We start from the raw sequence: 25,036 nt of genomic DNA, 5'->3' as shown, positions 1-25,036 counted from the left end.
GGTGACGCACGCGTTCATCACGTTTATGACATGTTTCTGGTCGTCATCCTTGATTCAGCGTATATCGTATATGACATAGTTTGACAGGTGAACAACGGAAACCCGGCTGCCAATACGTCACAACAAAAACGAAAGTGCTGTGCGCATAATGTCGATTGTGAAGCAAATACTGGTCTTGATGGTGCTGAGCGCTGTCGCCTATGGCGGCTATGCGGGCTACGGCCAGTGGAAAGCCGGTATTGCGGCAACTTCGCCCGAGGCAGGCAAACAGGCAGGCGGCAAGCCGGCTGCCGGCAGAAGCCGCCGTGGCGGGCGGCAGACGTCCGTTGAAACAACAAAGGCAGAAGTGCGCACTCTTGCCCGCACCGTGGAAGCGGTCGGAAACACCCGGGCGGTGCGCTATGTCGACATCAAGTCAAAGGCGGACGGCACCATTACCGAGATTCGCTACAACCCCGGCAGCCGGGTTGCAAAGGGTGCGGTGCTGTTTACCCTCGACGATGCCATAGAGAAGGCTGATCTGGCGCAGGCCGAGGCGGAATTCCTCAAGGCTAATCTGGCCCTGAAACGTGGCGACAAGCTGAGCCAGTCGCGTATTACCGCGCGTGCGTCGGTTGATGAACTGCAGGCGGCAATGTCGGCAGCGTCAGCTCAGGTCGATAGGGCGAGGTCCCGGCTGGCGGATCGCACCATTCTGGCTCCGTTCGGCGGCACGCCGAGTTTTCATACGGTGGATGCCGGTGCGCGGGTTACCAAGGATACGGTGCTGACCCGGCTGGATGACCTGTCTTCGGTGTTGCTGGAGTTTGCCGTGCCGGAAGAGTATTTCGCCATTGCCAGGGTCGGACTGCACGCCAAGGCGACAACTGCTGCTTATCCCGACCGGGTGTTTGATGCGAAAATCACCCAGGTCGACACGACGGTCGATCCGATCAACCGGTCGTTCAGGGTGCGGGCTGAAATCGACAATTCCGATGGTGCGTTGCCATCCGGCATGTTCATGCAACTGACGCTTGAACTGGACAGCCAGGCCATGGTGATGGTGCCGGAGGCAGCCATAACCGTGGAAGGTCCAAACACGCATGTGTTCGTGATCGCCGATGGCAAAGCCAGGAAGCAAACAGTCACGATCGGCGCGCGTGAACCAGGGTTCGTCCAGATTGTGACCGGGCTTGCCGAAGGCGATGAAGTGGTAACCCACGGCACCTCCAAAGTGCGTCCCGGCTCTGCCGTCAAGGTTGTGAATGCCGAGACCGGGGGCAGTACCCAATGACATTATCGGAGCTGTCCATCCGCCGGCCTGTTCTGGCTGCGGTTGTATCGCTGCTGATCATCGTGGCCGGACTGGCATCGCTCAACGCCATTTCGGTGCGTGAACTGCCGGATGTCGACTCCTCCATCGTGTCGGTTACCACCACCTACGTAGGTGCTGCGCCGGAAGTCGTGGATACTGATATTACCGAAATCATCGACAGCGCCGTAGCGGGGATTTCCGGGGTCAAGACCATCACCTCGACCAGTCAGAGAGGGCGCTCAAGGACCACTATTGAGTTTGAGCTGGGCCGTGACATTGACCAGGCGGCCAATGATGTGCGCGATGCGGTCGGCAGGGTGCGGGGTCAACTGCCGGATGAAGTTGACGAGCCGCAGGTGGTCAAAAGCGATTCCGATGCCGATCCGGTCATGCGCCTTGCGGTATATTCCGACCGGCAGAGCCCGGAACAGGTAACCGACTATCTGGAGCGCTTCATCAAGGATCGCATCACCACCATTGATGGAGTGGCAGACGTCCGCATTTACGGCCAGCGCCGTGCCGCCATTCGCATCTGGCTGGACCGGCGTGCCCTGGCGGCGCGCAATCTCACGGTGGCGGATGTCGAGGACGCGCTGCGCCAGAACAATGTGGAACTGCCGGCGGGCGAGATTGAATCGACCACGCGACTGTTCACCGTACGCCTGGATTCACGGCTGACCGATCCACAGCAGTTCCGCGACATCGTGGTCACGGAAGCAGGCGGCGTGCCGATCAGGCTGGGTACGGTTGCACGCGTTGAAAGAGGCGTCGAGGACGACAGTACCATTGTGCGCTCCAACGGCCTGAATGCCATCGGCATCGCGGTTCTGCGCCAGTCGCAATCCAACACCATTGCGATTTCAAATGCAGTGCGCAAGCAACTCGCCGTGTTGAATACCCAACTGCCCGAAGGCATGCAGATTTTTGTCGGTTCCGATGATGCGGTTTTCGTCAGTGCCTCGATCAAGGAAGTGCTGATCGCGCTGGGTCTCTCGCTGGTGCTGGTGGTACTGGTGATCCTGCTGTTCCTGCGCTCGGTGCGCGCCACCCTGATCCCGGCCATAACCATCCCGGTGTCGCTTGTCGGCTGTTTCTTCCTGATTTACCTGCTCGGATTTTCGCTCAATGTGCTGACATTGCTGGCCTTGCTGCTGGCCATCGGGCTGGTGGTCGATGACGCCATCGTCATGCTGGAAAACATTGAACGCCGTCTGGCCAAAGGCGAGACAAAACTGCAGGCTGCCGTGCATGGGTCGCGCCAGGTGACATTTGCCATTCTGGCAACCTCGGTGACGCTGATCGCCGTTTTCATTCCCATTTCATTCCTGCAGGGAGCCGCGGGAAAACTGTTCACCGAATTCGGCTTCGTGCTGGCAAGTGCGGTCATCATATCGACCTTCGTGGCGCTGAGTGCATGTCCGGCTCTGGCGTCAAAAATCCTGAAGGCGCGCGAGGGTGTGACCGCCGATGAACTGAAGCAGCCGGAAGGCTTTGTCTACCGCTGGTATCGCAAGGCGGTCACGGCATCCATCAACGCGCCGGTTATTGTCATTGCGGCGTGCCTGGCGTTTTCCGGGGCCAGCTATATCGCGATGCAGAATACCCAGCGCGAACTGACGCCGACCGAAGACAGAAGCCTCATATTTGTTCCCATGACCGCACCGCAGGGCTCCACCCTGGCTTTCACCGATGCGCAGGTCAAAAAACTGGAAGACCAGCTCGTCAAGGTCAAGGACAAGCTCGACATCAAGATCATCTACTCGTTCACCGGCTTCAGGAGCAGGCCATACCGCTCGTTCATGGTGGTCCGGTTCGAGCCGTGGGATGAACGCGATATCTCGGTGGTTGAAGCCCGCCGCTCGATTATCCCGATGGTCGCCGGCATCACCGGCGCGCGCGGCTTTCCGGTAATGCCGTCCGGCCTGGGTTTGCGTGGCAGTTCCACCCCGTTGCGGGCAGTCATTGGCGGGCCTGACTATGAAAGCGTGAAGGTCTGGGCAGAAGAGCTGAAGCAGAAGGCACGCGACAATCCCGGCCTTGCCAATGTGGATATAGATTTCGAGCAGAACCAGCCGCAGTTCCGGTTGACCGTGGACAGAAAGCGCGCCGATGATCTGGGCATTTCGGTGCGCACCATCGCCTCCACCCTGCAGACCATGCTGGCCTCGCGCGAGATCACCAGTTACATCGACCGGGGCCGCGAATATCCGGTGATCGTGCAGGCTGAAGATCGTGACCGGCAGTCGCCTGATGATATCTCGAAACTGTTCATCCGCACCGATGACGGCCAGTCCGTTGTGCCGCTTTCGTCTGTCGTCAAGCTGGTGGAAACCTCCGAGGCGCCCGCCCTGAGACGTTACAACCGGTTGCCGTCGATCACCCTGTCAGCGGCCCTGAACGAAGGTTACGCGCTTGGCAATGCCATTGATTTCATCCGCGAGGAGGCCGCCAAGACGCTGCCGCCGGAAGCCAGTCTGAGTTTTTCGGGCCAGTCTCAGCAATATCTGGAAACATCGTCGGGCGTCGCGATAACCTTCGCGCTGGCCATCCTGATCGTATTCCTGGTTCTCGCCGGCCAGTTTGAGAGCTTCGTGCACCCGTTCATCATCATGCTGTCGGTGCCATTGGCGGTGGCCGGGGCGCTGTATGCCCTGTGGGGGGCAGGCCTGAGCCTCAATATCTACTCGCAGATCGGCATCATCCTGCTGATTGGGCTGATGGCCAAGAACGGCATCCTGATCGTCGAGTTCGCCAACCAGTTGCGCGATGACGGAATGGCCGTACGCGAGGCGGTTGTAGAGGCATCGGTGCTGCGCCTGCGCCCGATCGTCATGACGGTGATATCGACCGTCCTGGGCGCAGTGCCTCTGGTGCTGGCGTCTGGTGCCGGCGCCGAAAGCCGAATTGCAATCGGTACCGTGGTGATCGGTGGGCTGCTGTGTGCCGGTGTTCTGACCCTGTTCCTGACGCCGGTTCTGTATGACCTGCTGGCCAGGTTTACCCGGCCGCGCGGATTTGTAGAAAAACGGCTGGCCGAGGAGCTTGACGCCGCCAAGCCCGGTGAAGCAGTGCCGCAACCCGGCGAGTAACTGTTTGTCGCCAGCTGATTTTAGTCGGGGCGCATGGCGCCGATAACCCGGCGCATGTAATCAAGAAATTCAAGCTGTTCCTCGTCGGACAGGCCGGACATTGATTGGGCGTTCTGCTCCACGGCCGCCTGGTGCGCTTTTTCGCGAATGTCCCTGGCCTTTGGGGTCAGCCAGATCTGTTGCGAACGCGCATCAACCGGATGCCGGGTTCGTTTGATCAACCCGTTGCGCTCCATGCGTGTCAGCGTGTTGGCCAGTGTTGCCTGTTCGATATCGAGCTTTGCCAGCAATTCACTTTGCGTAGGGCCGTCGGTTTCCCACAATTCCAGCAGGATCGGAAACTGCCCGGTGACGATGCCCAAAGGCGCGATGCGTTGCTGCAGGCCTTTCGCAAACAGACGTGCCATGTGGTTGGTCAGGTATCCGGCAGAGTTTTCTTTTTCAAAGGCCATGGCTGTGAATTAACACTTGCATAGCATGCTATGCAATAGTACATAGCATGCTATGTATATAATTGAACACGTACCGAAAGGAACCGGCAATGCTGAAAATTGAAGAACTCGATACAGTTGTAACTCTCGCAGACCAGATGAAATCCGAAGACGGGCCAATTGTCCTGATCAACCTGTTCACGGTTGATCCGGCAGACGAAGCTGCGCTTCTCAAAGCCTGGGCACACGACGCGGACTTCATGAAGGCCCGGCCGGGCTACATTTCAACGCAGCTGCACGCTGGGATCGCGGGCAGTTCCACATTTATGAATCACGCCATCTGGCAGGACGTTGCGAGCTTCCGTGCCGCCTTCACCGACCCGGAGTTCCTGAAACGCCTGGCTGATTATCCAGACAGTGCCGTTGCCAGGCCGCACCTGTTCAGGAAGCTGGCCGTTGAAAATCACTGCACCGCCTGATCAATGGAAGGGCCAGTTCAATGAAACGCAAATTACACGCTGCTGCCGGCCTGATCGGGTTTCTTGCCATTGCCACCTTCTGGACGTCGACGGCGGTCAGTGAACTGTTCGGTTCCCAGGAGATGGTCATCGCGGTGAAAACCATGATTCTCAACGGCATGTGGGTACTGATCCCCGCCATGATGATTGTCGGCGCGTCCGGCATGGTCATGGGCAAGCGGCGTCGCGACGTTCCTGCCGTGGCCAAGAAAAAGCGAATGCCGGTTATCGCCCTGAACGGATTGCTGATCCTTTTGCCGGCCGCCTTCTATCTCCAGTCGAAGGCTGCAGCAGGCAGCTTCGACACGCCGTTTTATCTCGTGCAGGCGCTGGAACTGGTCGCAGGCGGGCTGAACCTGAGACTGATGGGGCTCAACATCCGCGATGGCCTGAAAATGACCGGACGACTGCGCCGGCAATAGGGGCAGGGCGCTTGCCGACACCTCTCCCGGCGTGCAGCCGGGAGAGACAGATCGGAGAAGCCTGCAGGGTCTAGACCATCCACCAGCGTTCCATGATCCGGCGGCCGTCAAAGGCGCGGCCCCAGGAAATATCGCCGTGGGCAATCTTCTTGTTGCGGGCAGATACACCGTTGGCGAACATCGGCACGATGACACCTCCGTCGTCGCGCAGCATCCTCTGCATGTCGTGGTACATGGTCTTGCGCTTTTCGGAGTCCAGTTCGGCCCTGGCAGACACCAGCAGGGAGTTGAACTTTTCATCCTTCCAGCGCGTCTCGTTCCACGCAGCATCCGGTGCGTAACCGGTCGTGAACATGGTGTCCTCGGTTGCATAGCCGCCCCAGTAACTGGTGCACCATGGTTTCTTCAGCCACACGTTTGACCAGTAACCGTCATTGGGTTCACGAACCACATTGATGTTTATGCCGGTGTTCTTGGCAGACGCCGAAAACAGCTGGGCGGCGTCAAGCGCGCCCGAGAACGCGGCATCAGAGGCACTCAGGTCGAGAGTTATGTCTCCCAGGCCCGACTTCTGCATGTGGAATTTGGCCTTGTCCGGGTCGTAGGTGGTCTGCTCGAGGTCCGCGGCAAAATACCGGTATGATGGTCCAATCGGGTTGTCGTTGCCGACCCTGCCGTGGCCGTTGAGTACTTTCTTGACCATTTCCTCCCGGTCGATGGCATGTTTCAGCGCCTTGCGCAGGTGCAGGTTGTCAAACGGCGCCACGTCTATCTGCATGGGCATGACATAGTGCAGTGGTCCGACGCCTTCCTCCACGACGATGGCCGGGTTGCGCGACATCAGGGCGACCGTTTTCAGATCGACCTGATCGATGGCGTCAACTGCGCCGGTGAGCAGCGCATTGTTTCTCGCCGTGGAATCGATGATGGACAGCAGCTCGACACTGTCTGCATGGGCCGCGCCGTCCTTCCAGTAGTTCGGGTTGCGCTCGAAATCGACCCTGACACCGGGATCATTGTTCTTGATGATGTAGCCGCCCGATCCGCCGGCCTGCCAGTCGATCTTACCATCCTTGGCCGGGTAGATGCCGAACGTTGCCTCGTTGAAGCTGAACGGGAAGTCGGCATTTCCGCCGGAAAGCTCGAACACAACCGTATCCGGCCCGTCGGCGCGGATATCGGTAACCGGCGCAAGAATGGGCTTGCCGACGGATTTGGTGTCCTTGCCGCGATGATGGTTCATGGAGGCAATCACGTCATCGGCAGTCATGGTCTTGCCGTTATGGAATTCCACGCCCTTGCGCAGTTTGAATGTCCAGACCTTGGCATCCGGGCTTGCCGACCATTCGGTTGCCAGTGCAGGCAGCAGGTCACCATTGGGTGCCAGCTCGGTCAGGGTGTTGGCCACGGCATAGGCCACGACCCACTGCAGCCCATTTTCAATGACGGCAGGGTCCTGGGTGTCGGTGGTGGCACCGTGCCCCATGGCAAGCCGCATATGGCCCCCCTTCTTCGGTGTAGCCGCAAGGGCGCTTTCGATCATGCTTGTTCCAAGTGTGGCCGCAATGCCCAGTGCGCCGGCCTTGCCGAGAAACTCCCGCCGCGAGAGGCGGCCTTTCTGCATCTGGCCGATCAGCCATTGTGCGTGCCGTTCATTATCGAATGTCATGGTTTTCTCCCTTTGGTTTATCCGTAATTTCCGTCGTGCAGTCGCTGCCCGGTTGCTCATCCGTGGTCTCTGGGGATCTCTTCATCCCATTTCTTCTCAAACAGCAGCTGGTCGCCCTCAAATGCCCGTAAGTACCCTTTCAGCCGGAAGCTGGCAGCGGTGCTGGTCATGCGCGTCAGCGTCTCGGTGCGCACCTGCCAGTCTCCGCGCTGGAATTCGAACGTCCAGGCGCCTTCCGTGCGCGCGGAAAGCGGGTCGTCGGGCCTGATCCAGTAGGAATGCCGGGCCTGGCTGTCGCTTTGCAGGCCATTGCCATCATCAAGCTGGCGGCCGAGATCGTCACGGATCTCCATGAAAACCTCACCGGTCTGGTCATCACGCTCCCACACCCGCTCATTGCCGGCAGGCCGCAGGATTGTGAATCCGTTGTCAGGCAGTGCCGGTGTCTGCTGCATGGTGATCTCGCTGGCAGATGATTGCCTGACCGGCAGAGTCAAACCGCTGCCGGCAAAGCGCAAGGTCAGCGTCGCTGTTTCGGGTGCCGGCCACAGTGCCGGCCAGTACGTCGATGACAACGCAAGCCGGATGCGGTGTCCTTTGGGGAAGACATAACCTGCGGCACACAGTCGGAACTTCACCTTGTAGAACTTGCCGGGTTGCAGGGGCTCGGGCGTCTCATGGGAGTTTCGGTGCGTGAGGTTGAGTGGATTGTGCGACACCCGCGTGCTGGCGCCATCCGGCGCAACATCGCACAGGCGCGCCGCGACAAACCCGACCGGTCTGTCGCAGGCAACCTCAAGTTCCAGTTCCGGAAACCCCAGAATGGCCAAAGGCTCATCAAGCGGTGCCGTCTCGAACAGCACCGATTTCGCATCGTCATCGCGCTGGTCGCCCGGCAGTTCGTCATCGACCCGCATGCCGGGGCAGAAATTGCCGAATGCTAGGCCGGTATCCTGCGGTGTCGAGATGGTGACCTCGCTGTCGTCACCCGGATTGGCGTCAAGACCGCCGTTTTCTGTCGGATGCAACTCAACCGGCCTTATGGACGGGGCGGGCCAGACCTCTTCCTTGATCCAGTGGCCGTGCCGGAACCCGTTCTTCACCGACGGTGCGGCCGCTTCCAGGAGATAGGCACGCAAGGCCGGGTCCCGGTCTGCGCCATTGTCGACGCCCTTTAGCCAGAAGTCCCACCAGCGAACCGCCTCGTCGAGAAAGTCGAAGCCCGGCGTTACCCGTGCCAGGTGCGGATAGGCGTGCTCCCACGGGCCGATGATCCCCTTTGCAGGTGACGTAAGCCCTGCCAGCAGGCGGGGGATGGCGTTGGTGTAGCAGTCGTGCCAGCCACCCACCGCCAGCACGGCGGCCTTGATGTCAGAGTAATCCTCGCAGACCGAACCGTGTTTCCAGAACTCGTCACGGCGTTGATGGCGCAGCCAGTTGGCGGCCAGCATCGGCATGTTATCCAGCCGCTGCAGCCACTTGCTGCGCCAATCATCTCCGACAATGGCCGGGTCAGGCGGGCGGGATGAATAGGCCAGCATCTGCTGTGACCAGGTCGTGTTGTCGTTGTTCAGGCATCCGCCCATATAGTGAATGTCATCGTTGTAGCGGTCATCGGTCGAGCATGATGTGATGACCGCCTTCAGCGCCGGTGGTTGCAGTGCAGCGACTTGCAGGCCGTTGAAACCTCCCCATGAATGGCCGATCATGCCGACATTGCCGTCGCACCAGTCCTGTCCGGCAATCCAGGCGATGAGGTGTTTGCCGTCATCCAGCTCCCGGACGGTATATTCGTCCTCCATCAGGCCGTCGGACTCGCCATTGCCGCGAATGTCCACCCGGATGCCGGCATAGCCGGCGCGGGCGAAATGATCGAAGGTGATGTTGTCGCGGGCGCCGGTGCCGCCGCGTTTGCGATAGGGCAGATACTCCAGAATGGCGGGAACCGGCTGGCTGTGGCACTCGTCGGGTATCCAGATGCGTGCGGCAAGACGGCAGCCGTCAGGCATGGCGATCCATTCGTTCTCTATAATCGTGTAGCCGTAATTGCGGACATCCATGTAAAGCGCCTCTGCCGATCGATCAGACAGCCTGATGATCGGGGCAAGAGAGGAACTGGCGCAATTTCGCGGCTTCACACTACCTGACGCGTTTTTATGCTACTGGCGCAATAATTCGCTTAAGATTTAGACGAGTGTGCGCTAGCCTTCCAGTCAAATTGTAAATAGTCGATGGGTCGGATCAGCATGGATATTGCCCAGAATCTGAAATTGCTGTGCAGTTTCGAGAAATCCATATCTCAGGTATGCCGCGCAATCGGCATCAATCGGCAGCAATTCAGCAAGTATCTGTCCGGTGCATCGCAACCTTCCGCCTACAACCTGAACCAGATTTGTGATCATTTCTCCATCCGCCCGGCTGACCTGTTCCTGCCGGCAGATGAATTTGCAGACCGCATGGAATATCGTGCGGGCAAGGTCAGCCGCGACAGCGGCCCGGTATCAGATCAGTTGTTCCGGCGGGCGTTTCCCGGTGACCGCAAGGCGCTCAGCCGCTATCTCGGATACTACATTACGCACTGCCATTCATTCAGTTGGGACGGGTATGTGCTGCGGGCCATCACCCACCTTTATGAGCGTGATGGCCTGGTCTGCTCAAAGACCATCGAGCGCACTCATGACCCGGAAGAGGGCGCTCTTTACCTGTCCAAGTATGACGGGCAGGTATCCCTGCTGGGGAACCGGATTTTCCTCATGGAGTACCAGAGCCTTGCAGATGACGCCATTGTGGAAACGGTCCTGTATCCATCTCCCCGCAGTCAGGTAACCCTGTTGCGCGGCGTGACATTCGGGCTGTCCAGCAAGCAGCGCCATCCTTACGTTTCGCGCTGCGTCTGGAAGTATATCGGTAGCAATATCGACATCAGGACCGCGCTGAACTCGACCGGGTTGTTCTCTGTGGACAGTGGACGTATTGACCCGAAGGTACTGCGCATTCTGGGTGACCGGCCGTTTCCCAACGAACTTTTGCACTATGACCTGGAACCGCATCATTGAAGTGCAGTGCCGGGTCTGCCGTGAAGGTTACTCAATGGCGACGGCTTCTATCTCCAGCAGCCAGGCTTCGTCGAAAATGCCGGTGATGATAACCGTAAGGGCCGGCTCCAGGTCTCCCAGCACCTTGCGGCGCACTTGCGAGTTCTGTGCCCGGTAACGCCGGTCTGCGAGAAACGTGGTGTGCTTGGCGATATTGCTTAAATCCATGCCGGCCGCCTTGAGCTGCGCCTCGACATTGGCCCACGCCTGTTCAGCCTGTTCGGTAAAACTTTCCGGCACGGTTCCGTCCGGCCGGACCGGTATCTGTCCGCTTACATAGACGCTCCGGCTGGCTTGGGAAACTGCCACCGCCTGGGAATATCCTGTCTTCAGGTTATGGGCATCCGGCGCATTTATGTGTTGCATGTTCATGGTGCATTTCTTTCAAATTGATTGATTTGGTTCGGTTGACCAGACAATATGCTGATTAAAAGTCGGATGAAATCGGGAATCGGCGAATGATTGAAAATACGAATACAGTTCAGCACAAGGCCTCATCAACGGCAGGGCTGGATACATTTGACCGAAAAATATTAGGCGCGCTGGTCGCCGATTCCGGTTGCTCTTACGCCAGGTTGGGTGAAATCGTCGGGCTTTCCGCTCCCGCGGTACACGAGCGGGTCAAGCGGCTGCGAAAGTCAGGTGTCATTCTGCAGTCGACCGTCAGGCTGGACGGGCCTGCCATCGGCAAGCCGCTGCTGACCTTTGTTCACGTGGAGTTCGAAGGCTGGGGCAAGAGCAAGCGGCTGATGCAGATTGCCGAATTTCCCGAAGTCGAGGAAATGCACTCGGTGGCCGGGGACAGCGGCATGATCATAAAGGTGCGCACGGCAGATGCCCATGCCCTGGAGCTGCTGTTGTCGCAGCTTTATCAACTCGCCGGTGTTCGCACCACCAGGAGCTATATTACGCTTTCGACGTTTCTCGAAAGACCGGTGCAGGCGGCGGTAACTGATGAATGGCCGGATCTCTCGATGCCTGATGAGTGATGTCTGGAGTGGCGGCAGGTCTTGCCTGACGAATTTGATCAACTACGCTCAGGATGCCAGTCGTCGTGTTGTCTGACGCAGGAGATGCAAAAATGCCGTGCCCGCCATTCAAGATCCAGCAGCTTGGTGAAATCGCCATCCGCTGTTCCGACATGGACACCATGTTCGAGTTCTACCGGGACATAGTCGGTCTCGACGTGCTGAGCGATACCCGCGATCAGGGCATTGCGTTCTTCAGGATCTGCGCCGGGTTTGGCGGTCACACGACCGTGCTGGCCCTGTTTCACAATACCGCCGGCCGACCGCATCTGCATCCCAGCGGAGCGGATGCGCCCGAGACCGGAGCCAAGTCCTCATTGCATCATCTGGCGCTGACAGTTGCCTATGAGGAGCAGGGGGCGATCAGAAAGTGGCTTGAAGACAATGCCATCGACTACAAGGTGCAGGTGTTCGACTGGATAGGCTGGCAGGGCATTTTCATCCAGGATCCGGAAGGCAATACGGTGGAGTTCGTGGCGGCGGACAAGTCACTGTTGGCCGAGAAATGATCACGGCATCAGAGGCTTTATCAAGCGCCCGGCGTTGTCATTCCACAATGATCACCTGCCCGGTCAGCGCCCCCTCGACACTCTTTGCATAGGCAAGGCCGACCCGGCGCGACGATACCGGCTCATGGCCTGGAAAGAAGCTGCCATAGCGCGAAACGGATACGTCCAGCAGGCCCGGGCTGACGACATTGATCCGCATACCCCTTGGCATTTCGATGGCTGCTCCTTTGACGAAACCGCCCAGCGCCCCGTTTGCAGTGGCCGCACCCGTTCCCTGCCTGATCGGATCGCGGTCCAGAACGCCGCTGGTCAGGGTAAACGACCCGCCGTCACTGACTGTGTTCAGACCGCCCAGCACGACGTTGATCTGCCCCATGACCTTGTTGGTTAGGCCCAGCATGAACTGGTCTTCGGTGAAGTCTGACAAGGCACCGAAGTGAACGTCGCCGAGGGTTGCGACAACCGCATCAACCTTGCCGGTTTTCCGATACATCTCATCGATGGACGCCCTGTCGGTGATGTCAACCTGGATATCGCCGCTGCTGCGTCCGGCTGTGATGACTTCGTGCCGGTCCGCCAGTTCGGCACATGCAGCACGCCCGATATCGCCTTGCGCCCCGATTGCAATTACTCTCATTTCATCCCTCCCGGTCTTCGTAGATTGCCAGCTTGTAGGCGAGCATCTCTTCACAACGGTCAAGATCAGCTCTTCGTTTTTTCAGGTGCTCCGCATGCGCCAGCAGAACCTGTTTGCGGTCGGGAATGGTGTGATCGCCGGCCTGATACAGGCTGGCAAACCGGTACATGGTCTTCATCGGCATGCCGGTTTCGCGCAGCCAGAACAGCAGGGTGAGCCAGTCGATGTTCTCCGCCGAAAAGCGGCGCTGCCCGTCCTGTCCCCGGTGAATCTCGGGCAGGATGCCGGATTTCTCGTAATACCTGATTGTCTCCACGCTCAGACCACTTCTGAGCGCAGCTTCCGCGATGCGCATCTTGTTGTTCCTTGCTCGGCAGTTTCAGCACACCTACCAAGCTGGAGTAACTCCAGGTCAAGGACTGTTTTTCAGTTTTTGCGAATTGCCGGTGCGCAATCAGTTCAGGCGGCTTCACGGCGCAGCGGCTGGCACATGCAGTGAACCCCGCCGCCGGCCCAGGTGAACATGGTCATGTCGGGATCGTAGACCTCGAACCCTGCTGCGCGCATTTTCGCGTTCAAGTCGCTGGCGCCCAGGGTGGACAATACTTTATCTCCACCCAGTGCCACGACATTGCAGCCCAGCGCCATGGTTTCCTTGAAGGTGGCGGGGATGATCTCGATTTTCTTTTCCTTCAGCCAGGCAACGATGTCATCCGGTGTCGTGTCGAGACAGACGGCCGCGCAGTTGTCGTTGAGCATGCACACCATCAGGTCGATGTGGACATAGAACTGGTCTATGGGCGCATATTTGATTTCCCAGCCCTCGGCCTTGAACCAGTTCGCCACCTGGTTTGCGGCAACCTCTTCGGAGCGATGGTCCGTATAGCCGACAAGGGCCACGCCGTGGCGGATGATGTTGAAATCGCCGCCCTCGAAATTGCCCGCCGATACCATGTCGTAGATCGGGATGTTGTTCTCCAGGTAAAAGCGCAGCACGGGCGCGTATTCGCCGCGCCGGCGCGGACTGGCCAGCTGGCAGATCACGGCGCCATAAGGGGACATGAAGGACGAATCCCGGGCGTAGATCTGGTAAGGCGTCTGTTCATCGGCCGGCAGGAAGTGGCAGGTGACCCCGGCACTTTCGTAAGCATCGACCATTTCACGGTGCTGGCGCATGGCCAACTGCTTGTCGAACCTCAGGCCGCGCCGCAGCGTGTCGCGAACCAGCGACGACCAGGCGGCGTTTTCCAGCCCCAGCCAGCGGAAGGTTTCAGCCGGACCAAGAAGAACATCACGCAATACACCGGTTTCAGATTTCAGGTACCAATCCGACATCTCCGGTGTGCCGCCACCTTCAACACGGGCCCGCAAGGGGTGGGTGTCTTTGCTCATTTCAGCGCTCCTTCAGGTCGGGTGTCATGGATGGAGCGCAGCATGATGTGACAAAAATTCTCATACAAGTGAATTTTTGCGTTGAATAATTGACAAAAATTACCCAATACGCATAGCGGGGATGATTGGTCTGGTCCCGGAAAAGCCTTCTATTTGGCCGAAATTGCCGATCCGTCTGCCAGCAATGATGCAATTTCCGCGTCAGAGAACCCGGCCTCGCCCAGCACTTGCGACGTGTGCTGGCCAAGCCGCGGTCCGCCCATGCGGTATTCAGCCGGCGTGCCGTCAAAACGCGCCGGTGTCCTGGTCTGCCGAAGCGGTCCTGCCTCGGGGTGCTGATGTTCGACAATAAGCTTGTTGGCCTGGATCTGCGGATGCCGGATCATTTCACTGCGCGTCATGACCGGGGCGTGGGGCACATCATACTCGTTCAGCCGGTCAATCCATTCCTGGCTGGTTCGCTGCTTGAGGGCGTCCTGTGTCATGGTCAGTCGCTCGTTCTTGAACTCTTCCAGCCCGGCAGACGTGAGGAAGCGCTCATCGGTTTTCCAGTCCGGACGCTCACAGGCGTCGGCCAGCTTTTCCCAGTCGACCCGCCGGAACGCCGCGACAGAAATGTAGCCGTCTGACGTTTCATAGATCAGGTCGATAAAGCTCTGGGCAGTCTCCGCCTCCAGCTCATCACCGATAAAGGTGTGCCCCCCCATGTCGGAAGACCACAGGAAATGCACCACGGTGTCCAGCATGGAGAGCTGGATGTGTTGGCCCGTGCCGGTGCGCTCGCGCGCAAAAAGTGCTGCACATATGGCTTGTGCAACGGTAAAACTGGTGAGCTTGTCGGGAACAATGGTGCGCACCAGGGCAGGGCGCACGTCATCGGAACCCGCCTGCACGGTGGTCAGCCCCGACAGCGATTGCACCAGCGGATCAAAAACCGGTTTATGGGCATAAGGCCCGTCTTCACCGAAACCGCTGATCGAAGCGTAGATGATGTCGGATTTCAGGGCCCTGGCATCTTCATAGCCGATGCCGAGACGGTCCACGACACCGGGGCGGAAATTCTGCAGCACCACGTCGGCGGTTGAGATCAGCCGTTTCAGGGCGTCCTTGCCATTCGGCTTTTTCAGGTCCAGGACAACGGATCGCTTGTTGCGGTTGTTGTTCAGGAAAGATGCGGAAAACCCGCCCCTGCGGGTGGCCACGGCGCGCGTGGCATCGCCTGACGGGCTTTCGACCTTGATAACGTCGGCCCCCTGGTCGGCAAGTATCATTCCACCAAGCGGCCCGGAAACCATGTTGCTCAGGTCCAGAATACGAACACCGTCCAGCGGTCCGGCCATGGAGATCTCCCTGTTGAACTCAAAGTGAATGTGCGAACGCCGCGACCTTTAGCACGAAGTTCGCCGGGTTCGTAGATCACAACCCGTTGAGGTATGTCAGGGCAGGCTCAACTGGCTCATGCGGCCGCCGTCCACCGTCCACACCTGGCCGGTAACGAAACCTGCATCCGGCGACGCCAGCCAGGTCACAAGGGTTGCAACCTCCTTCGGTTCACCGGTCCTGCCGACCGGATGGATGGTTCCGATTTTTGCGCGAAACTCGTCCGGTTCGCCCAGGCTGTCGATGAAGTCGAGGTTCAGATCCGTGTCGATCCACCCGGGTGCCACCGCGTTGCAGCGCACCCCGTCCGGCCCGTGATCAACGGCGACGGCCCGCGTCAGGCCATGCAGGCCTGCTTTCGAAGCGCAATAGGCCGGATGGCGCGGATTGGACCCCAGCCCTTCGATTGACCCGATGTTGACGATGTTCCCCTTGCTGGAGATCAGGTGGGCAAGCGCATGCCTTATGCACAGGAAGGGCGCGGTCAGATTGACCTGAAGTGTGTCAGCCCAGTCGTCAAGCGATGTTTCCCTTACGGTTCCCTCGCGCATCAGGCCCGCATTGTTGACCAGCACATCCAGGCGTCCGTGCCGGGCGATGACAGTCTGGATTACTGTTTCAGGCGCATCCGCATCGGCAAAATCGGCCTTGATGCAGTCGAAGCTTTTGTCCTCGCCGCGTTGCGCCGTCACCACTCGGGCTCCTTCGTCCGCAAACGCCTGTGCGCAGGCTTTGCCAATGCCGCTGCGACCGCCGGTGACCAGGACAACCTTATCCCTGAAACGTCTCATTGGACCTGTTTCCCGCCATTGACCTCGATCAGGGACCCACAAATGTAACGCGCCTGGTCTGACGCGAGAAACACTACGACATCGGCGATGTCTTCCGGTTCGGCGATACGGCCCAGCGGCACGGATGCATTCAGTTGTTTCACTGCGGTATCCGGATCGAGGCCGCGTTGGGTAAAGCCGGTGCGGATCATCGGCGTGTTCACTTCGTTCGGGCATACCGCATTGACGCGAATGTTCTGGTGTGCGTGATCCATGCCGAGGCACTGGGTAAGCGAGGCGACTGCTGCCTTGGACATCACATACAATGGATGATTGGGGCCAGGATGCACGCCCCAGCACGAGGATGTGTTGACAATCGCGCCACCGCCGGCAGCCGTCATTATCGGAATTGCAGCCCGGCACAGCCGAAACGGGGCTTCGACATTGATGGCCATTGTGCGCTGGTAGTCTTCATCGCTTGCCGCCGTAACGGGGCCGCGGGTTATGATGCCGGCATTGTTGATCACGATATCAAGACCGCCCATCGCCTCAAAAGCCCTGCCGGGCAAGGCATCGCAAAACTCTGCTTTCATCAGGTCGCCGTCGAAACTGAAATCCGTTGCGCAAGGCTGCCTGTCGGTGCCGGCAACAATGACCCCTTCGGTTTTCAGGCGCGCGACGATCGCCTGTCCAATGCCGCCGGCGGCACCTGTAACCAGTGCTCTCCTGCCTTTCAGGCTTGCCATATCTGCTGTCCCTTTCCTGTGGCCCGGGCAATCCTCATGTGCGGTGCGAATTGACAGCGGGGCCGGAATTTCATTGGCTCCACAAATGGAATATTGATATCTGTATACAATTTGTATATTAATCTTCTCACCAGAGGAAGACCGATATGAAAATCAACAAGAAGCAGGTATGCCAGGCTGACTTGAGGCAACGTATTTTGACGCTGGATATCGAGCCGGGCTCGGTGCTGGATGAAACCGTGCTATCCCAGCAGTACGAACTGTCCAGAACACCCTTGCGTGAAGTGTTCCAGCGTCTGGCAGGGGAAGGCTATCTCACACTGGAGGAAAATCGTGGCGCCAAGGTCTCGTCAATGGATATCGCCAGCATGCGCAATTTCTTCCAGTCGGCGCCGCTGATTTATGCCGCTGTCGGAAGGCTGGCCGCCGAAAATGCGCTACCCCATCAGGTTACCGCGCTCAAGAGCGCCCAGCGGTCCTTCCGCCAGGCCGGCGAAAGCGGCGATGTGTTCGGCATGGCAATGTTCAACCATTCCTTCCATCACATCGTCGGCGAAATGGCCGGCAATGCCTATCTGACCCCGAGCCTCAATCGCCTGCTGATCGACCACACCAGAATGGGTCAGCTGTTTTACAACCCGAAGAATGACCGCGAGCAGCAATTGATCTGGACCGCGTGCGATCAGCATGACCGGATGATCGAGGCAATCGAGAAGGGTGAACCCGCGATAGTTGTTGATCTGACCCTGGAGCATTGGGCCCTGTCGCGTGACAGGATGGAGAAATACGTCAAGCCTGATCCATTGCCTACGGATCTGGACATGGACTTGTCCGAGGGCAAGAAACATGCGCTTTGAAGGTATCTACACGCCGCTTGTCACGCCATACAATGCCGATTTTTCAATCAACACGGAGGCGTTCGGCGAGGCTATAGAGCATCTCATTGGTTGCGGTGTTCACGGCATTATCGTCGCCGGCACAACCGGAGAATACTACGCGCAATCAACCGAAGAGCGCATCGAGCTCATGGGACTGGCCCGGCAGATCATCGGCAAGCGCCTGCCATTGATCGTCGGCACAGGCGCTATTCGAACCGAAGACAGCATTGCGTTTGCCGAGGCCGCCAAAAAAGTCAGCGCCGACGCCCTGCTTATCGCGACGCCGCCTTATGCCTATCCGACCGGGCGGGAAATCGCCTTGCACGCACTGGCCATCGACCGGGCCGCAAACCTGCCGGCCATGTTGTACAATTATCCCGGCCGCATGTCGGTCAACATGGATGAGGAAACCCTTGACCGGCTTGGCCGTTCACCGAATTTCTGCGCCATCAAGGAAAGCTCCGGCGACCCCGACAGGCTGCACATGCTGGCGCGAGATTATCCGCATATCCAGCTGTCCTGCGGCATGGATGACCAGGCGCTGGAGTTCTTTGCCTGGGGAGCACGGTCCTGGGTCTGCGCCGGATCAAACTTTGCCCCGGAAGCCCATCTGGCCCTGTACAGGGCGTGCGCCATCGACGGGAATTTCACCAAAGGCCGCGCCATCATGTCCGCCATGCTGCCGCTGATGCGGGTGCTGGAGCAGGGCGGCAAGTTCGTCCAGTGCATCAAGCACGGGCTCACCCTGCGCGGCATCGACTGCGGTCCGCCGCGGCGGCCTCTGCAACCCTTGAACAAGGATGACAAGCGCGAACTGGCTGAAGTGATCGGCACCATGAACACCGCCATTGCGGCGATTGAGAAGGAAGCGTGAGATGAGCGATCTCCTGACCCGTGCGGAGTATGCTGCCATTGCTCAGGCGATGGATTTCCCCAAGGCAGCCTTCATTGACGGCAAATACCGCGCCGGGCGGGGTGCAAGACTCAACACCCACAACCCGGCCACCGGCAAGCTGATCTGCGAGATTGCCGCCTGCAATGCATCAGACGTTGATCTTGCCGTGTCGAAGGCCCGTGAAGCCTTCGACCAGGGCCACTGGGCAAGACTGCACCCGTCTGAGCGCAAGGATGTCCTGATCCGTCTGTGCAAGCTGATTACCCGCAACCGCCGTGAACTGGCGGTCATGGAGAGCCTCGACAGCGGCAAGCCGATCCGCGACTGTGAACTGATTGATATTCCTGAGACCATCCACACCATCAAGTGGCATGCCGAGGCCGCCGACAAACTTTATGACCAGACGGCGCCGGGCGGTGACGATGCAATTGCCATGATTGTGCGCGAGCCGGTCGGCGTGGTTGCGGCAGTCCTGCCGTGGAATTTTCCGCTGCTGATGCTGGCCTGGAAGATCGGGCCTGCTCTTGCTGCCGGCAATTCGGTGATCGTCAAACCGGCGGAACAGACCTCGCTGACCGCGCTTCGCGTGGCGGAGCTGGCTGCCGAGGCCGGGGTTCCGCGCGGCGTGCTGCAGGTGCTGCCGGGCGACGGTCCCGCCGTCGGTGAGCCGCTGGGGCTGCATGAGCGTGTCGACATGGTCAGCTTCACCGGCTCAACCGAGACCGGCAAGCGTTTCCTGCGTTATTCTGCCGACAGCAACCTGAAGAAGGTGGTGCTGGAATGTGGCGGCAAGAACCCGGCAATTGTGCTCGAAGATGCTGAAAATCTCGATCTGGTGGCGGAACATATTGTCAATGCCGCGTTCTGGAACATGGGCGAGAACTGCTCGGCCAACTCACGCCTGATCGTGCATGAGGCGGTCAGGAAACCACTGCTGAAGCGTATATTGGCCAGGGTGCGCGACTGGAAAACCGGCGATCCGCTTGATCCGCAAAACTATCTCGGCGCCCTGATCGACAAGGATCACTGCAAGAAGGTCGCAAGCTATCTGAAGTCCAGCAAGGCCAAGCTGCTTGCCGGGGGCAAGATAGACGGCAGCTTCGCGGCACCGACGATCTTCGACGACGTCAAGCGCGGCGACAAGCTGGCGCGTGAGGAAATATTCGGCCCCGTGCTGTCGGTCATTTCGGTTCGTTCGTTCGATGAAGCCGTCGAGATTGCCAACGATACCGACTATGGCCTTACCGCAAGTGTATTTACCGCCAACGGCAGGACGGCGTTACGCGCCGCCCGGGCCATCAGGGCCGGCACCGTGACGGTCAACTGTTATGGTGAAGGTGACATCTCGACACCGTTCGGTGGCTACAGGCAGTCAGGTTTTGGTGGCCGCGACAACGGTATTCATGCCCATGACCAGTACACTGAAATCAAGACCATATGGATTGATCTCGGTGACCCGGCAGCGGGAGACAATGTGGAATGAACACGGTGGATGAGGCTCCGCGCACCCGCCGTGGCGGGCGAGGGTCAAGGCGTGAACTGAGGAGCGCGATCGACACGACCATGCTGCCCGCCCTGAAGCGGAAGCTGCCGCTTGTCGAGCCGATGGATGCAGCCCAGATCGAGCAGATTGACCGGGCGTCGATGGACATTCTGGAAGACGTAGGCGTCATTTTCCGGGACCCGCAGGCCATTGCCGACTGGAAATCCGTGGGCGCGGATGTGCGCGATGACGACAGGGTTCACCTGGATCGCGGCCTGGTCAGGGAGCTGATAAAATCAATTCCGGAGAGTTTCACTTATCACGCCCGCAACCCGGCCAATAACCTGCCGTTCGGCAACGACTATTCCATCTTTGTGCCGATGACTGGCGCGCCATACCTGCGCGACCTGGAAGACCGTCGGCGCGGCCCGACGCTGGATGACCTGGCCAGTTTCCACAAGCTGTCACACATGCTGCCGGCAATCCATTCCTCGGCGCATCATATTGTGGAGCCGATGGATCACGTGGTGGCGCACCGGCATTTGCGTATTACCTACTCATCGATGAAGCATTCCGACAAGACCTTCATGGGCATGACGACCAGCCCGAAGAATGCCGAGGACGTGATGGACATGTGCGCCATCCTGTTCGGTGACGAGTTCATGGAAACCCATGCTGTCGTCACCGGCAACTGCAACGGCAATTCACCGCTGGTCTGGGATGAAACCATGCTTGGCGCGCTGCGCGCCTTCTGCAGGCGCAACCAGCCGATACTGTGTTCGCCGTTCGTGTTGGGCGGCGCCAACACTCCGGCCTCCACCGCTGCATCGGTTGCGCAACTCAATGCTGAAGCGCTTTCGGCCCTTGCCTATACACAGGTGGTTCGAAAGGGCTGCCCGGCGATCTATGGTCACTATCTGTCCACGGTGTCCATGAGGTCGGGTGCCCCCATGGCGGGCACGCCGGAAATCAGTCTGATGAACTTCATGATCGGGCAGATGGCGAGATACTACGGCGTACCATGGCGCACTTCGAACACGCTGGGCGGAGCCAAGACGTTTGACGCCCAGGCAGGCTATGAAAGTGCGTCCACGATGATGGCGGTCCTGATGGCCGGCGCCAACTATGTCTGGCATTCGGCCGGCTGGAATGAGGCCGGCATGCACTGTTCGATGGCCAAGTTCGTTGTCGACGCCGAACAGTGTGCCATGGGCTACCGGATGGCTGAGGGTGTGAAGTGGGGTGATTTCAATGAGGCGCTTGCCGCAGTGCGCGACATCGGTCCCGGCGGACACTATCTGGGCCATCCGCATACCCAGGCCAACTTCCAGGAAGCGTTCTTCATGCCTGAACTGTTCGACAATAATTCCATCGAGCAGTGGATTGCCGACGGATCACAGGAGATAACCGAGCGCGCCTTGAAGCACGTGAACAGGCTGCTGGCGTCCTATGAAGAACCGAAGCTGGACGATGCAGTGGACGAGGCGTTGTGTGATTACATTGCCAGGCGTGAACGCGAAATTCCGGCAGTTGACGCCCTCAACAACGAGCATTAGGCGGTGATGGCTAGCATTGGAGTGACCCATCAGGCACGCGATCCCGGTCCACCTGCCTGGAACAGCATTCTGCCGGCGGCTCCCGCCTATCCGGCGCTGCAACAGCATGTCATGGCCGACTGGCTGGTGATCGGTGCCGGGTTTGCGGGTCTGGCGGCGGCACGGCGGTTGCGGCAACTTCATCCCAAGGCCACGATTGTCGTGCTTGAAGCCCGCCGGATTGCCGAGGGTCCTGCCGGCCGCAATTCCGGCTTCATGATCGACCTGCCACACAATCTTGCCTCCGATGATTATGCCGGCACGCTGGACGCTGACCGCATTCAGACGGAAATGAACCGGTCTGCCATCAGCTTCGCCCGGCAAGCTGCCAGTGAATACGACATGGATGACGAGGCATTTGTCGTCAGCGGCAAGACCAATGCAGCCGCCTCGGCAAAGGGCATGAAGCACAACCTTGCCTATGCCATGCACCTGGCCGCACTGGGCGAGGAGCACGAACTTCTGGATGGTCGCCAGATGCAGGATATGTGCGGTTCGACTTATTATCGCAGCGGACTTTACACGCCCGGCACAGCCATGTTGCAGCCCGCAATGTTTGTGCGTGGCATGGCTGCCGGGCTCAGCGCGCAAGGGGTGAGGGTTTTTGAGAATTCACCCGTTGTGGAACTGCAGCGGGAAGCGGGTGCCTGGACCGCGAAAGCCGGTACCGGGTCTGTCCAGTCGCCCAAAGTCATTCTGGCAGTGAACGGCCACGTGGAAAGCTTCGGGTTTTTCAAGCAGCGGCTGATGCACGTCTGTCTGTATGCATCAATGACGAGGCCGCTGAGCGAGGATGAGCAGCGCAAGCTGGGGGGCGAGCGCATGTGGGCATTCACGCCTGCCGATCCGATGGGCACCACGGTCAGAAAAGTTGCAGGCACCGGCGGCACTCGCATTGTCGTGCGCAACCGTTTTACCTGGAACCCGAACCGGTCTGTGGACGAGGCGAGACTGAAAAGGTTTGGTGAGGCGCATGAGAAAACCTTCAGCGCCCGTTTTGCCATGCTTGGCGATGTGGAGATGGAGCACTGCTGGGGCGGGCTTTTGTGCCTCAGCCGGAACAATGTTTCTGCATTCGGCGAAGTGGACGAGGGGTTGTTCTCTGCCTGCTGCCAGAACGGACTTGGAGCTGCCAGGGGTACATTGTCCGGCATGCTCGCGGCGGAACTGGCAAGCGGCCATGAGACTGATCATCTGCGCTACATGCTGGCCCAGCCCGAACCCAGCCGGCTGCCGCCGGAGCCGTTTGCCTCGATTGGCGCCAACGCCGTTTTGCGGTGGGGAGAATTCAAGGCAGGCGCGGAACTGTAACCGGGCCCTTGCCGCTCACTCAGGCTGAACCAATCCACTTGTTTCAGCAATAGCGGCACCTGAGGGTGCATTATCGTCGAAAACCCGCAAAAAACATTCACAATCGCGGTTTCGTGCCATTGTGTTCTGTATACAATTTGTATTAGTGTGCCGGACCCCATGAGCCAGGACAACGGGAAAAAAATCCGCAACGGATCAGGGATTGAATGAAAAACACAGAAACGAAAACGGGTGGAAATTAAGATGGACGACAAAACACTGTTGAGCAGGATCCTCGGCGAAAGCCGCACGACCAGACGGGAGTTCATGGTTGGTGCAACGGCTATGGGCCTGACGGTTGCTGCTGCCTCCAACATGTGGAGCGAAGCGCGCGCGGCCGAGCCGAAACGCGGCGGTCACATGAAGGCCGGATTGAACGACAGCAACACAACCGATTCACTTGATCCGGCAAGCTTCAACGCTACCGGCATGATCTGCATCAGCCGGGCCTTTCGCGACAGCCTGGTAGAAGTCGGACAGGATAACTCTGCTGCTCCCGGCTTGGCCGAGAGCTGGGAGTCCTCAGCTGACGCCAAGATCTGGCGCTTCAAGCTGCGCAGCGGCGTCACCTTCTCCGATGGCAAGTCCCTGACTACCGAAGATGTAATCAACTCGATCAATGTGCATCGCGGTGACGATTCAAAATCAGGCGCCAAGGGCGTGTTTGCCGGCATCACCGATGTAAAGGCTGACGGCAAGGACGTGGTCGTGGTGACACTGGCCGAGGCCAATGCTGCCTTCCCATACCTGATGACTGACTATCACATGAACGTGGTGCCGACCAAGGACGGCAAGGCAGACGTAACCTCGACTGCTGGTACCGGTTGTTATCTTCTGAAAGAGTTCGACCCTGGTGTTCGGGCCACGTTTGAGAAGAACCCCAACGCCTGGCAGGGATCTGACTTCGGCTATGTCGACAGTGCCGAAATCACCACCATTCTGGATGACACAGCCCGCCAGACTGCCCTGAGCACGCAGAATGTGGACATTATCAACCGGCCCGCCCTGAAGACCGTCGGGCTTCTTAAGCGACTGCCCCATGTCAATGTCATCGCGGTGAAGTCGAACCTGGCGTTTACCCATCCCATGCGCATGGATGTGAAGCCGTTTGACAACATTGATTTCCGCATGGCGCTGAAGCACGCTCTGCCGAGGCAGGAGTTCGTTGACAAGATCCTGTTCGGCTACGGTTCGGTCGGCAATGATCAGCCGCTCGGCCCTGCCTTTGCGTCCTATGATGGCGAGTTGCAGACCGAGTACGATCTCGACAAGGCCAAGTCACTGCTCAAGAAAGCCGGCATGGAAGGCATGAAGATCGACATGCACTCGGCTGAAACCGCCTATGGCGGCGCGCTTGATGCAGCCCAGCTGTTTGCCGAGCACTTTGCCAAGATCGGCGTCGAGCTGAATGTTATCCGTGAAGCCAAGGACGGCTACTGGAACAACATCTGGAACAACAAGCCGTTCTGCTCGTGCTACTGGGGTGCGCGGCCGGTCGAGGACATGATCCTGTCGATCGCCTATCTCAGCGATGCGCCGTGGAACGACACCGTCATCAAGATGGACAAGGTCGACCAGCTTGTGAAAGCAGCCCGCGGTGAACTGGATGATGCCAAGCGCAACGCCATGTACAAGGATGTGCAGATGCTGATTTCCAAGAACGGCGGCACGCTGATACCGGCATTCGGCCAGGATGTTGCAGCAACCAACAAGAAGGTCGGCATTGGCCCGAACATCGGCGGTGGCTGGGAAATGGACGGCGGCCACTTCGTCAAGCGCTGGTGGCTGAACGCCTGATTGCTGATAAGGCTTTCAAGCAATCTGACAATAATTGGAGCGGTCCCCTCGGGGGCCG

General features: G+C 58.9%; 23 protein-coding genes. 13 read left to right on the top strand and 10 right to left on the bottom strand.

Annotated features, from left to right (window positions below; all coding sequences use genetic code 11):
• Window positions 1-148: 148 nt before the first annotated feature.
• Together DHN55_RS00525 and DHN55_RS00520 are read left to right on the top strand one after the other, a co-directional pair.
• Entirely contained in the window at window positions 149-1,273 is a 1,125-nt protein-coding gene (locus DHN55_RS00525; RefSeq protein WP_108879474.1) for an efflux RND transporter periplasmic adaptor subunit, read from the top strand.
• Window positions 1,270-4,383: an efflux RND transporter permease subunit gene (locus DHN55_RS00520; protein WP_108879473.1), complete on the top strand. Its 3,114-nt coding sequence runs from the start codon at window positions 1,270-1,272 to the stop codon at window positions 4,381-4,383. The genes DHN55_RS00525 and DHN55_RS00520 overlap by 4 nt, the downstream gene beginning before the upstream one ends.
• Before the next feature lie 20 nt (window positions 4,384-4,403).
• On the opposite strand, the gene DHN55_RS00515 is transcribed toward DHN55_RS00520, so the two are convergent.
• Window positions 4,404-4,835 (bottom strand): MarR family transcriptional regulator, encoded by a 432-nt coding sequence (locus DHN55_RS00515; RefSeq protein ID WP_108879472.1) that lies wholly within the window; start codon window positions 4,833-4,835, stop codon window positions 4,404-4,406.
• A gap of 89 nt (window positions 4,836-4,924) precedes the next feature.
• Here DHN55_RS00515 and DHN55_RS00510 point away from each other — a divergent pair, with 89 nt between their 5' ends.
• Together DHN55_RS00510 and DHN55_RS00505 are read left to right on the top strand one after the other, a co-directional pair.
• Window positions 4,925-5,293 carry an antibiotic biosynthesis monooxygenase gene (locus DHN55_RS00510; protein WP_108879471.1) on the top strand — a complete coding sequence of 123 codons (369 nt, stop codon included), beginning with the start codon at window positions 4,925-4,927 and terminating at the stop codon, window positions 5,291-5,293.
• Window positions 5,294-5,313: 20 nt separating this feature from the next.
• Window positions 5,314-5,754 carry a hypothetical protein gene (locus tag DHN55_RS00505; protein ID WP_108879470.1) on the top strand — a complete coding sequence of 147 codons (441 nt, stop codon included), beginning with the start codon at window positions 5,314-5,316 and terminating at the stop codon, window positions 5,752-5,754.
• A 70-nt stretch (window positions 5,755-5,824) separates the two neighbouring features.
• Here the strand turns inward: DHN55_RS00505 and DHN55_RS00500 are convergent, their stop codons facing one another.
• On the bottom strand, window positions 5,825-7,423 hold the full coding sequence (locus DHN55_RS00500; RefSeq protein WP_108879469.1) for an ABC transporter substrate-binding protein: 1,599 nt from the start codon (window positions 7,421-7,423) through the stop codon (window positions 5,825-5,827).
• Between the two features lie 56 nt (window positions 7,424-7,479).
• On the bottom strand, window positions 7,480-9,483 hold the full coding sequence (locus DHN55_RS00495) for a CocE/NonD family hydrolase (RefSeq protein ID WP_108879468.1): 2,004 nt from the start codon (window positions 9,481-9,483) through the stop codon (window positions 7,480-7,482).
• Between the two features lie 186 nt (window positions 9,484-9,669).
• On the opposite strand from DHN55_RS00495, the gene DHN55_RS00490 reads away from it, so the two are divergent.
• Window positions 9,670-10,479 carry a helix-turn-helix domain-containing protein gene (locus DHN55_RS00490; protein ID WP_337659750.1) on the top strand — a complete coding sequence of 270 codons (810 nt, stop codon included), beginning with the start codon at window positions 9,670-9,672 and terminating at the stop codon, window positions 10,477-10,479.
• Window positions 10,480-10,506: 27 nt separating this feature from the next.
• On the opposite strand, the gene DHN55_RS00485 is transcribed toward DHN55_RS00490, so the two are convergent.
• Entirely contained in the window at window positions 10,507-10,890 is a 384-nt protein-coding gene (locus DHN55_RS00485; RefSeq protein WP_108879466.1) for a Rid family hydrolase, read from the bottom strand.
• A gap of 86 nt (window positions 10,891-10,976) precedes the next feature.
• Here DHN55_RS00485 and DHN55_RS00480 point away from each other — a divergent pair, with 86 nt between their 5' ends.
• Both DHN55_RS00480 and DHN55_RS00475 read left to right on the top strand, forming a co-directional pair.
• A complete protein-coding gene (locus DHN55_RS00480) occupies window positions 10,977-11,507 on the top strand; it encodes an AsnC family transcriptional regulator (RefSeq protein ID WP_108879465.1) in 531 nt (176 codons plus the stop codon).
• 92 nt (window positions 11,508-11,599) lie between these two features.
• A complete protein-coding gene (locus DHN55_RS00475) occupies window positions 11,600-12,055 on the top strand; it encodes a VOC family protein (RefSeq protein WP_108881618.1) in 456 nt (151 codons plus the stop codon).
• A gap of 37 nt (window positions 12,056-12,092) precedes the next feature.
• On the opposite strand, the gene DHN55_RS00470 is transcribed toward DHN55_RS00475, so the two are convergent.
• The 6 genes from DHN55_RS00470 to DHN55_RS00445 form a co-directional block, all read right to left on the bottom strand.
• Complete coding sequence (locus DHN55_RS00470; protein WP_108879464.1) at window positions 12,093-12,692, bottom strand: short chain dehydrogenase; 600 nt, start codon at window positions 12,690-12,692, stop codon at window positions 12,093-12,095.
• Between the two features lies 1 nt (window position 12,693).
• Entirely contained in the window at window positions 12,694-13,047 is a 354-nt protein-coding gene (locus tag DHN55_RS00465) for a MerR family transcriptional regulator (RefSeq protein WP_108879463.1), read from the bottom strand.
• Between the two features lie 104 nt (window positions 13,048-13,151).
• Window positions 13,152-14,084, bottom strand: coding sequence for an arginine deiminase family protein (locus tag DHN55_RS00460; protein ID WP_108879462.1), 933 nt, complete (start codon window positions 14,082-14,084; stop codon window positions 13,152-13,154).
• Window positions 14,085-14,233: 149 nt separating this feature from the next.
• On the bottom strand, window positions 14,234-15,424 hold the full coding sequence (locus DHN55_RS00455) for a CoA transferase (protein ID WP_108879461.1): 1,191 nt from the start codon (window positions 15,422-15,424) through the stop codon (window positions 14,234-14,236).
• Between the two features lie 96 nt (window positions 15,425-15,520).
• Window positions 15,521-16,255 carry an SDR family oxidoreductase gene (locus DHN55_RS00450; protein WP_108879460.1) on the bottom strand — a complete coding sequence of 245 codons (735 nt, stop codon included), beginning with the start codon at window positions 16,253-16,255 and terminating at the stop codon, window positions 15,521-15,523.
• Complete coding sequence (locus tag DHN55_RS00445; protein WP_108879459.1) at window positions 16,252-16,980, bottom strand: SDR family oxidoreductase; 729 nt, start codon at window positions 16,978-16,980, stop codon at window positions 16,252-16,254. Before DHN55_RS00445 ends, DHN55_RS00450 begins: the two co-directional genes overlap by 4 nt.
• Window positions 16,981-17,126: 146 nt before the next feature.
• Here DHN55_RS00445 and DHN55_RS00440 point away from each other — a divergent pair, with 146 nt between their 5' ends.
• The 6 genes from DHN55_RS00440 (at window position 17,127) to DHN55_RS00415 (ending at window position 24,978) form a co-directional block, all read left to right on the top strand.
• On the top strand, window positions 17,127-17,837 hold the full coding sequence (locus DHN55_RS00440; RefSeq protein ID WP_108879458.1) for an FCD domain-containing protein: 711 nt from the start codon (window positions 17,127-17,129) through the stop codon (window positions 17,835-17,837).
• Window positions 17,827-18,732, top strand: a complete 906-nt coding sequence (locus tag DHN55_RS00435; protein WP_108879457.1) for a dihydrodipicolinate synthase family protein — start codon at window positions 17,827-17,829, stop codon at window positions 18,730-18,732. The genes DHN55_RS00440 and DHN55_RS00435 overlap by 11 nt, the downstream gene beginning before the upstream one ends.
• A 1-nt stretch (window position 18,733) precedes the next feature.
• The gene (locus DHN55_RS00430) at window positions 18,734-20,236 is read left to right on the top strand and encodes an aldehyde dehydrogenase family protein (RefSeq protein WP_108879456.1); all 1,503 of its coding nucleotides are present in this window, start codon (window positions 18,734-18,736) and stop codon (window positions 20,234-20,236) included.
• On the top strand, window positions 20,233-21,792 hold the full coding sequence (locus tag DHN55_RS00425; RefSeq protein WP_108879455.1) for a trimethylamine methyltransferase family protein: 1,560 nt from the start codon (window positions 20,233-20,235) through the stop codon (window positions 21,790-21,792). Before DHN55_RS00430 ends, DHN55_RS00425 begins: the two co-directional genes overlap by 4 nt.
• Before the next feature lie 6 nt (window positions 21,793-21,798).
• Complete coding sequence (locus DHN55_RS00420) at window positions 21,799-23,142, top strand: FAD-dependent oxidoreductase (RefSeq protein WP_108879454.1); 1,344 nt, start codon at window positions 21,799-21,801, stop codon at window positions 23,140-23,142.
• 243 nt (window positions 23,143-23,385) lie between these two features.
• Window positions 23,386-24,978, top strand: a complete 1,593-nt coding sequence (locus DHN55_RS00415; RefSeq protein WP_108879453.1) for an ABC transporter substrate-binding protein — start codon at window positions 23,386-23,388, stop codon at window positions 24,976-24,978.
• The last annotated feature ends 58 nt before the right edge of the window (window positions 24,979-25,036 follow it).

This window comes from Anderseniella sp. Alg231-50, assembly GCF_900149695.1.
Classification (GTDB): domain Bacteria; phylum Pseudomonadota; class Alphaproteobacteria; order Rhizobiales; family Aestuariivirgaceae; genus Anderseniella.
This window is presented reverse-complemented; position numbering and strand designations above follow the sequence as displayed.

Coding starts and splice junctions, on each gene's coding strand:
- DHN55_RS00425 (WP_108879455.1), top strand. CDS start 20,233: ATGAACACGGTGGATGAGGCTCCGCGCACCCGCCGTGGCGGGCGAGGG.
- DHN55_RS00505 (WP_108879470.1), top strand. CDS start 5,314: ATGAAACGCAAATTACACGCTGCTGCCGGCCTGATCGGGTTTCTTGCC.
- DHN55_RS00495 (WP_108879468.1), bottom strand. CDS start 9,483: ATGGATGTCCGCAATTACGGCTACACGATTATAGAGAACGAATGGATC.
- DHN55_RS00460 (WP_108879462.1), bottom strand. CDS start 14,084: ATGAGCAAAGACACCCACCCCTTGCGGGCCCGTGTTGAAGGTGGCGGC.
- DHN55_RS00525 (WP_108879474.1), top strand. CDS start 149: ATGTCGATTGTGAAGCAAATACTGGTCTTGATGGTGCTGAGCGCTGTC.
- DHN55_RS00440 (WP_108879458.1), top strand. CDS start 17,127: ATGAAAATCAACAAGAAGCAGGTATGCCAGGCTGACTTGAGGCAACGT.
- DHN55_RS00515 (WP_108879472.1), bottom strand. CDS start 4,835: ATGGCCTTTGAAAAAGAAAACTCTGCCGGATACCTGACCAACCACATG.
- DHN55_RS00420 (WP_108879454.1), top strand. CDS start 21,799: ATGGCTAGCATTGGAGTGACCCATCAGGCACGCGATCCCGGTCCACCT.
- DHN55_RS00450 (WP_108879460.1), bottom strand. CDS start 16,255: ATGAGACGTTTCAGGGATAAGGTTGTCCTGGTCACCGGCGGTCGCAGC.
- DHN55_RS00470 (WP_108879464.1), bottom strand. CDS start 12,692: ATGAGAGTAATTGCAATCGGGGCGCAAGGCGATATCGGGCGTGCTGCA.
- DHN55_RS00415 (WP_108879453.1), top strand. CDS start 23,386: ATGGACGACAAAACACTGTTGAGCAGGATCCTCGGCGAAAGCCGCACG.
- DHN55_RS00510 (WP_108879471.1), top strand. CDS start 4,925: ATGCTGAAAATTGAAGAACTCGATACAGTTGTAACTCTCGCAGACCAG.
- DHN55_RS00465 (WP_108879463.1), bottom strand. CDS start 13,047: ATGCGCATCGCGGAAGCTGCGCTCAGAAGTGGTCTGAGCGTGGAGACA.
- DHN55_RS00480 (WP_108879465.1), top strand. CDS start 10,977: ATGATTGAAAATACGAATACAGTTCAGCACAAGGCCTCATCAACGGCA.
- DHN55_RS00455 (WP_108879461.1), bottom strand. CDS start 15,424: ATGGCCGGACCGCTGGACGGTGTTCGTATTCTGGACCTGAGCAACATG.
- DHN55_RS00445 (WP_108879459.1), bottom strand. CDS start 16,980: ATGGCAAGCCTGAAAGGCAGGAGAGCACTGGTTACAGGTGCCGCCGGC.
- DHN55_RS00435 (WP_108879457.1), top strand. CDS start 17,827: ATGCGCTTTGAAGGTATCTACACGCCGCTTGTCACGCCATACAATGCC.
- DHN55_RS00500 (WP_108879469.1), bottom strand. CDS start 7,423: ATGACATTCGATAATGAACGGCACGCACAATGGCTGATCGGCCAGATG.
- DHN55_RS00520 (WP_108879473.1), top strand. CDS start 1,270: ATGACATTATCGGAGCTGTCCATCCGCCGGCCTGTTCTGGCTGCGGTT.
- DHN55_RS00430 (WP_108879456.1), top strand. CDS start 18,734: ATGAGCGATCTCCTGACCCGTGCGGAGTATGCTGCCATTGCTCAGGCG.
- DHN55_RS00485 (WP_108879466.1), bottom strand. CDS start 10,890: ATGAACATGCAACACATAAATGCGCCGGATGCCCATAACCTGAAGACA.
- DHN55_RS00490 (WP_337659750.1), top strand. CDS start 9,670: ATGGATATTGCCCAGAATCTGAAATTGCTGTGCAGTTTCGAGAAATCC.
- DHN55_RS00475 (WP_108881618.1), top strand. CDS start 11,600: ATGCCGTGCCCGCCATTCAAGATCCAGCAGCTTGGTGAAATCGCCATC.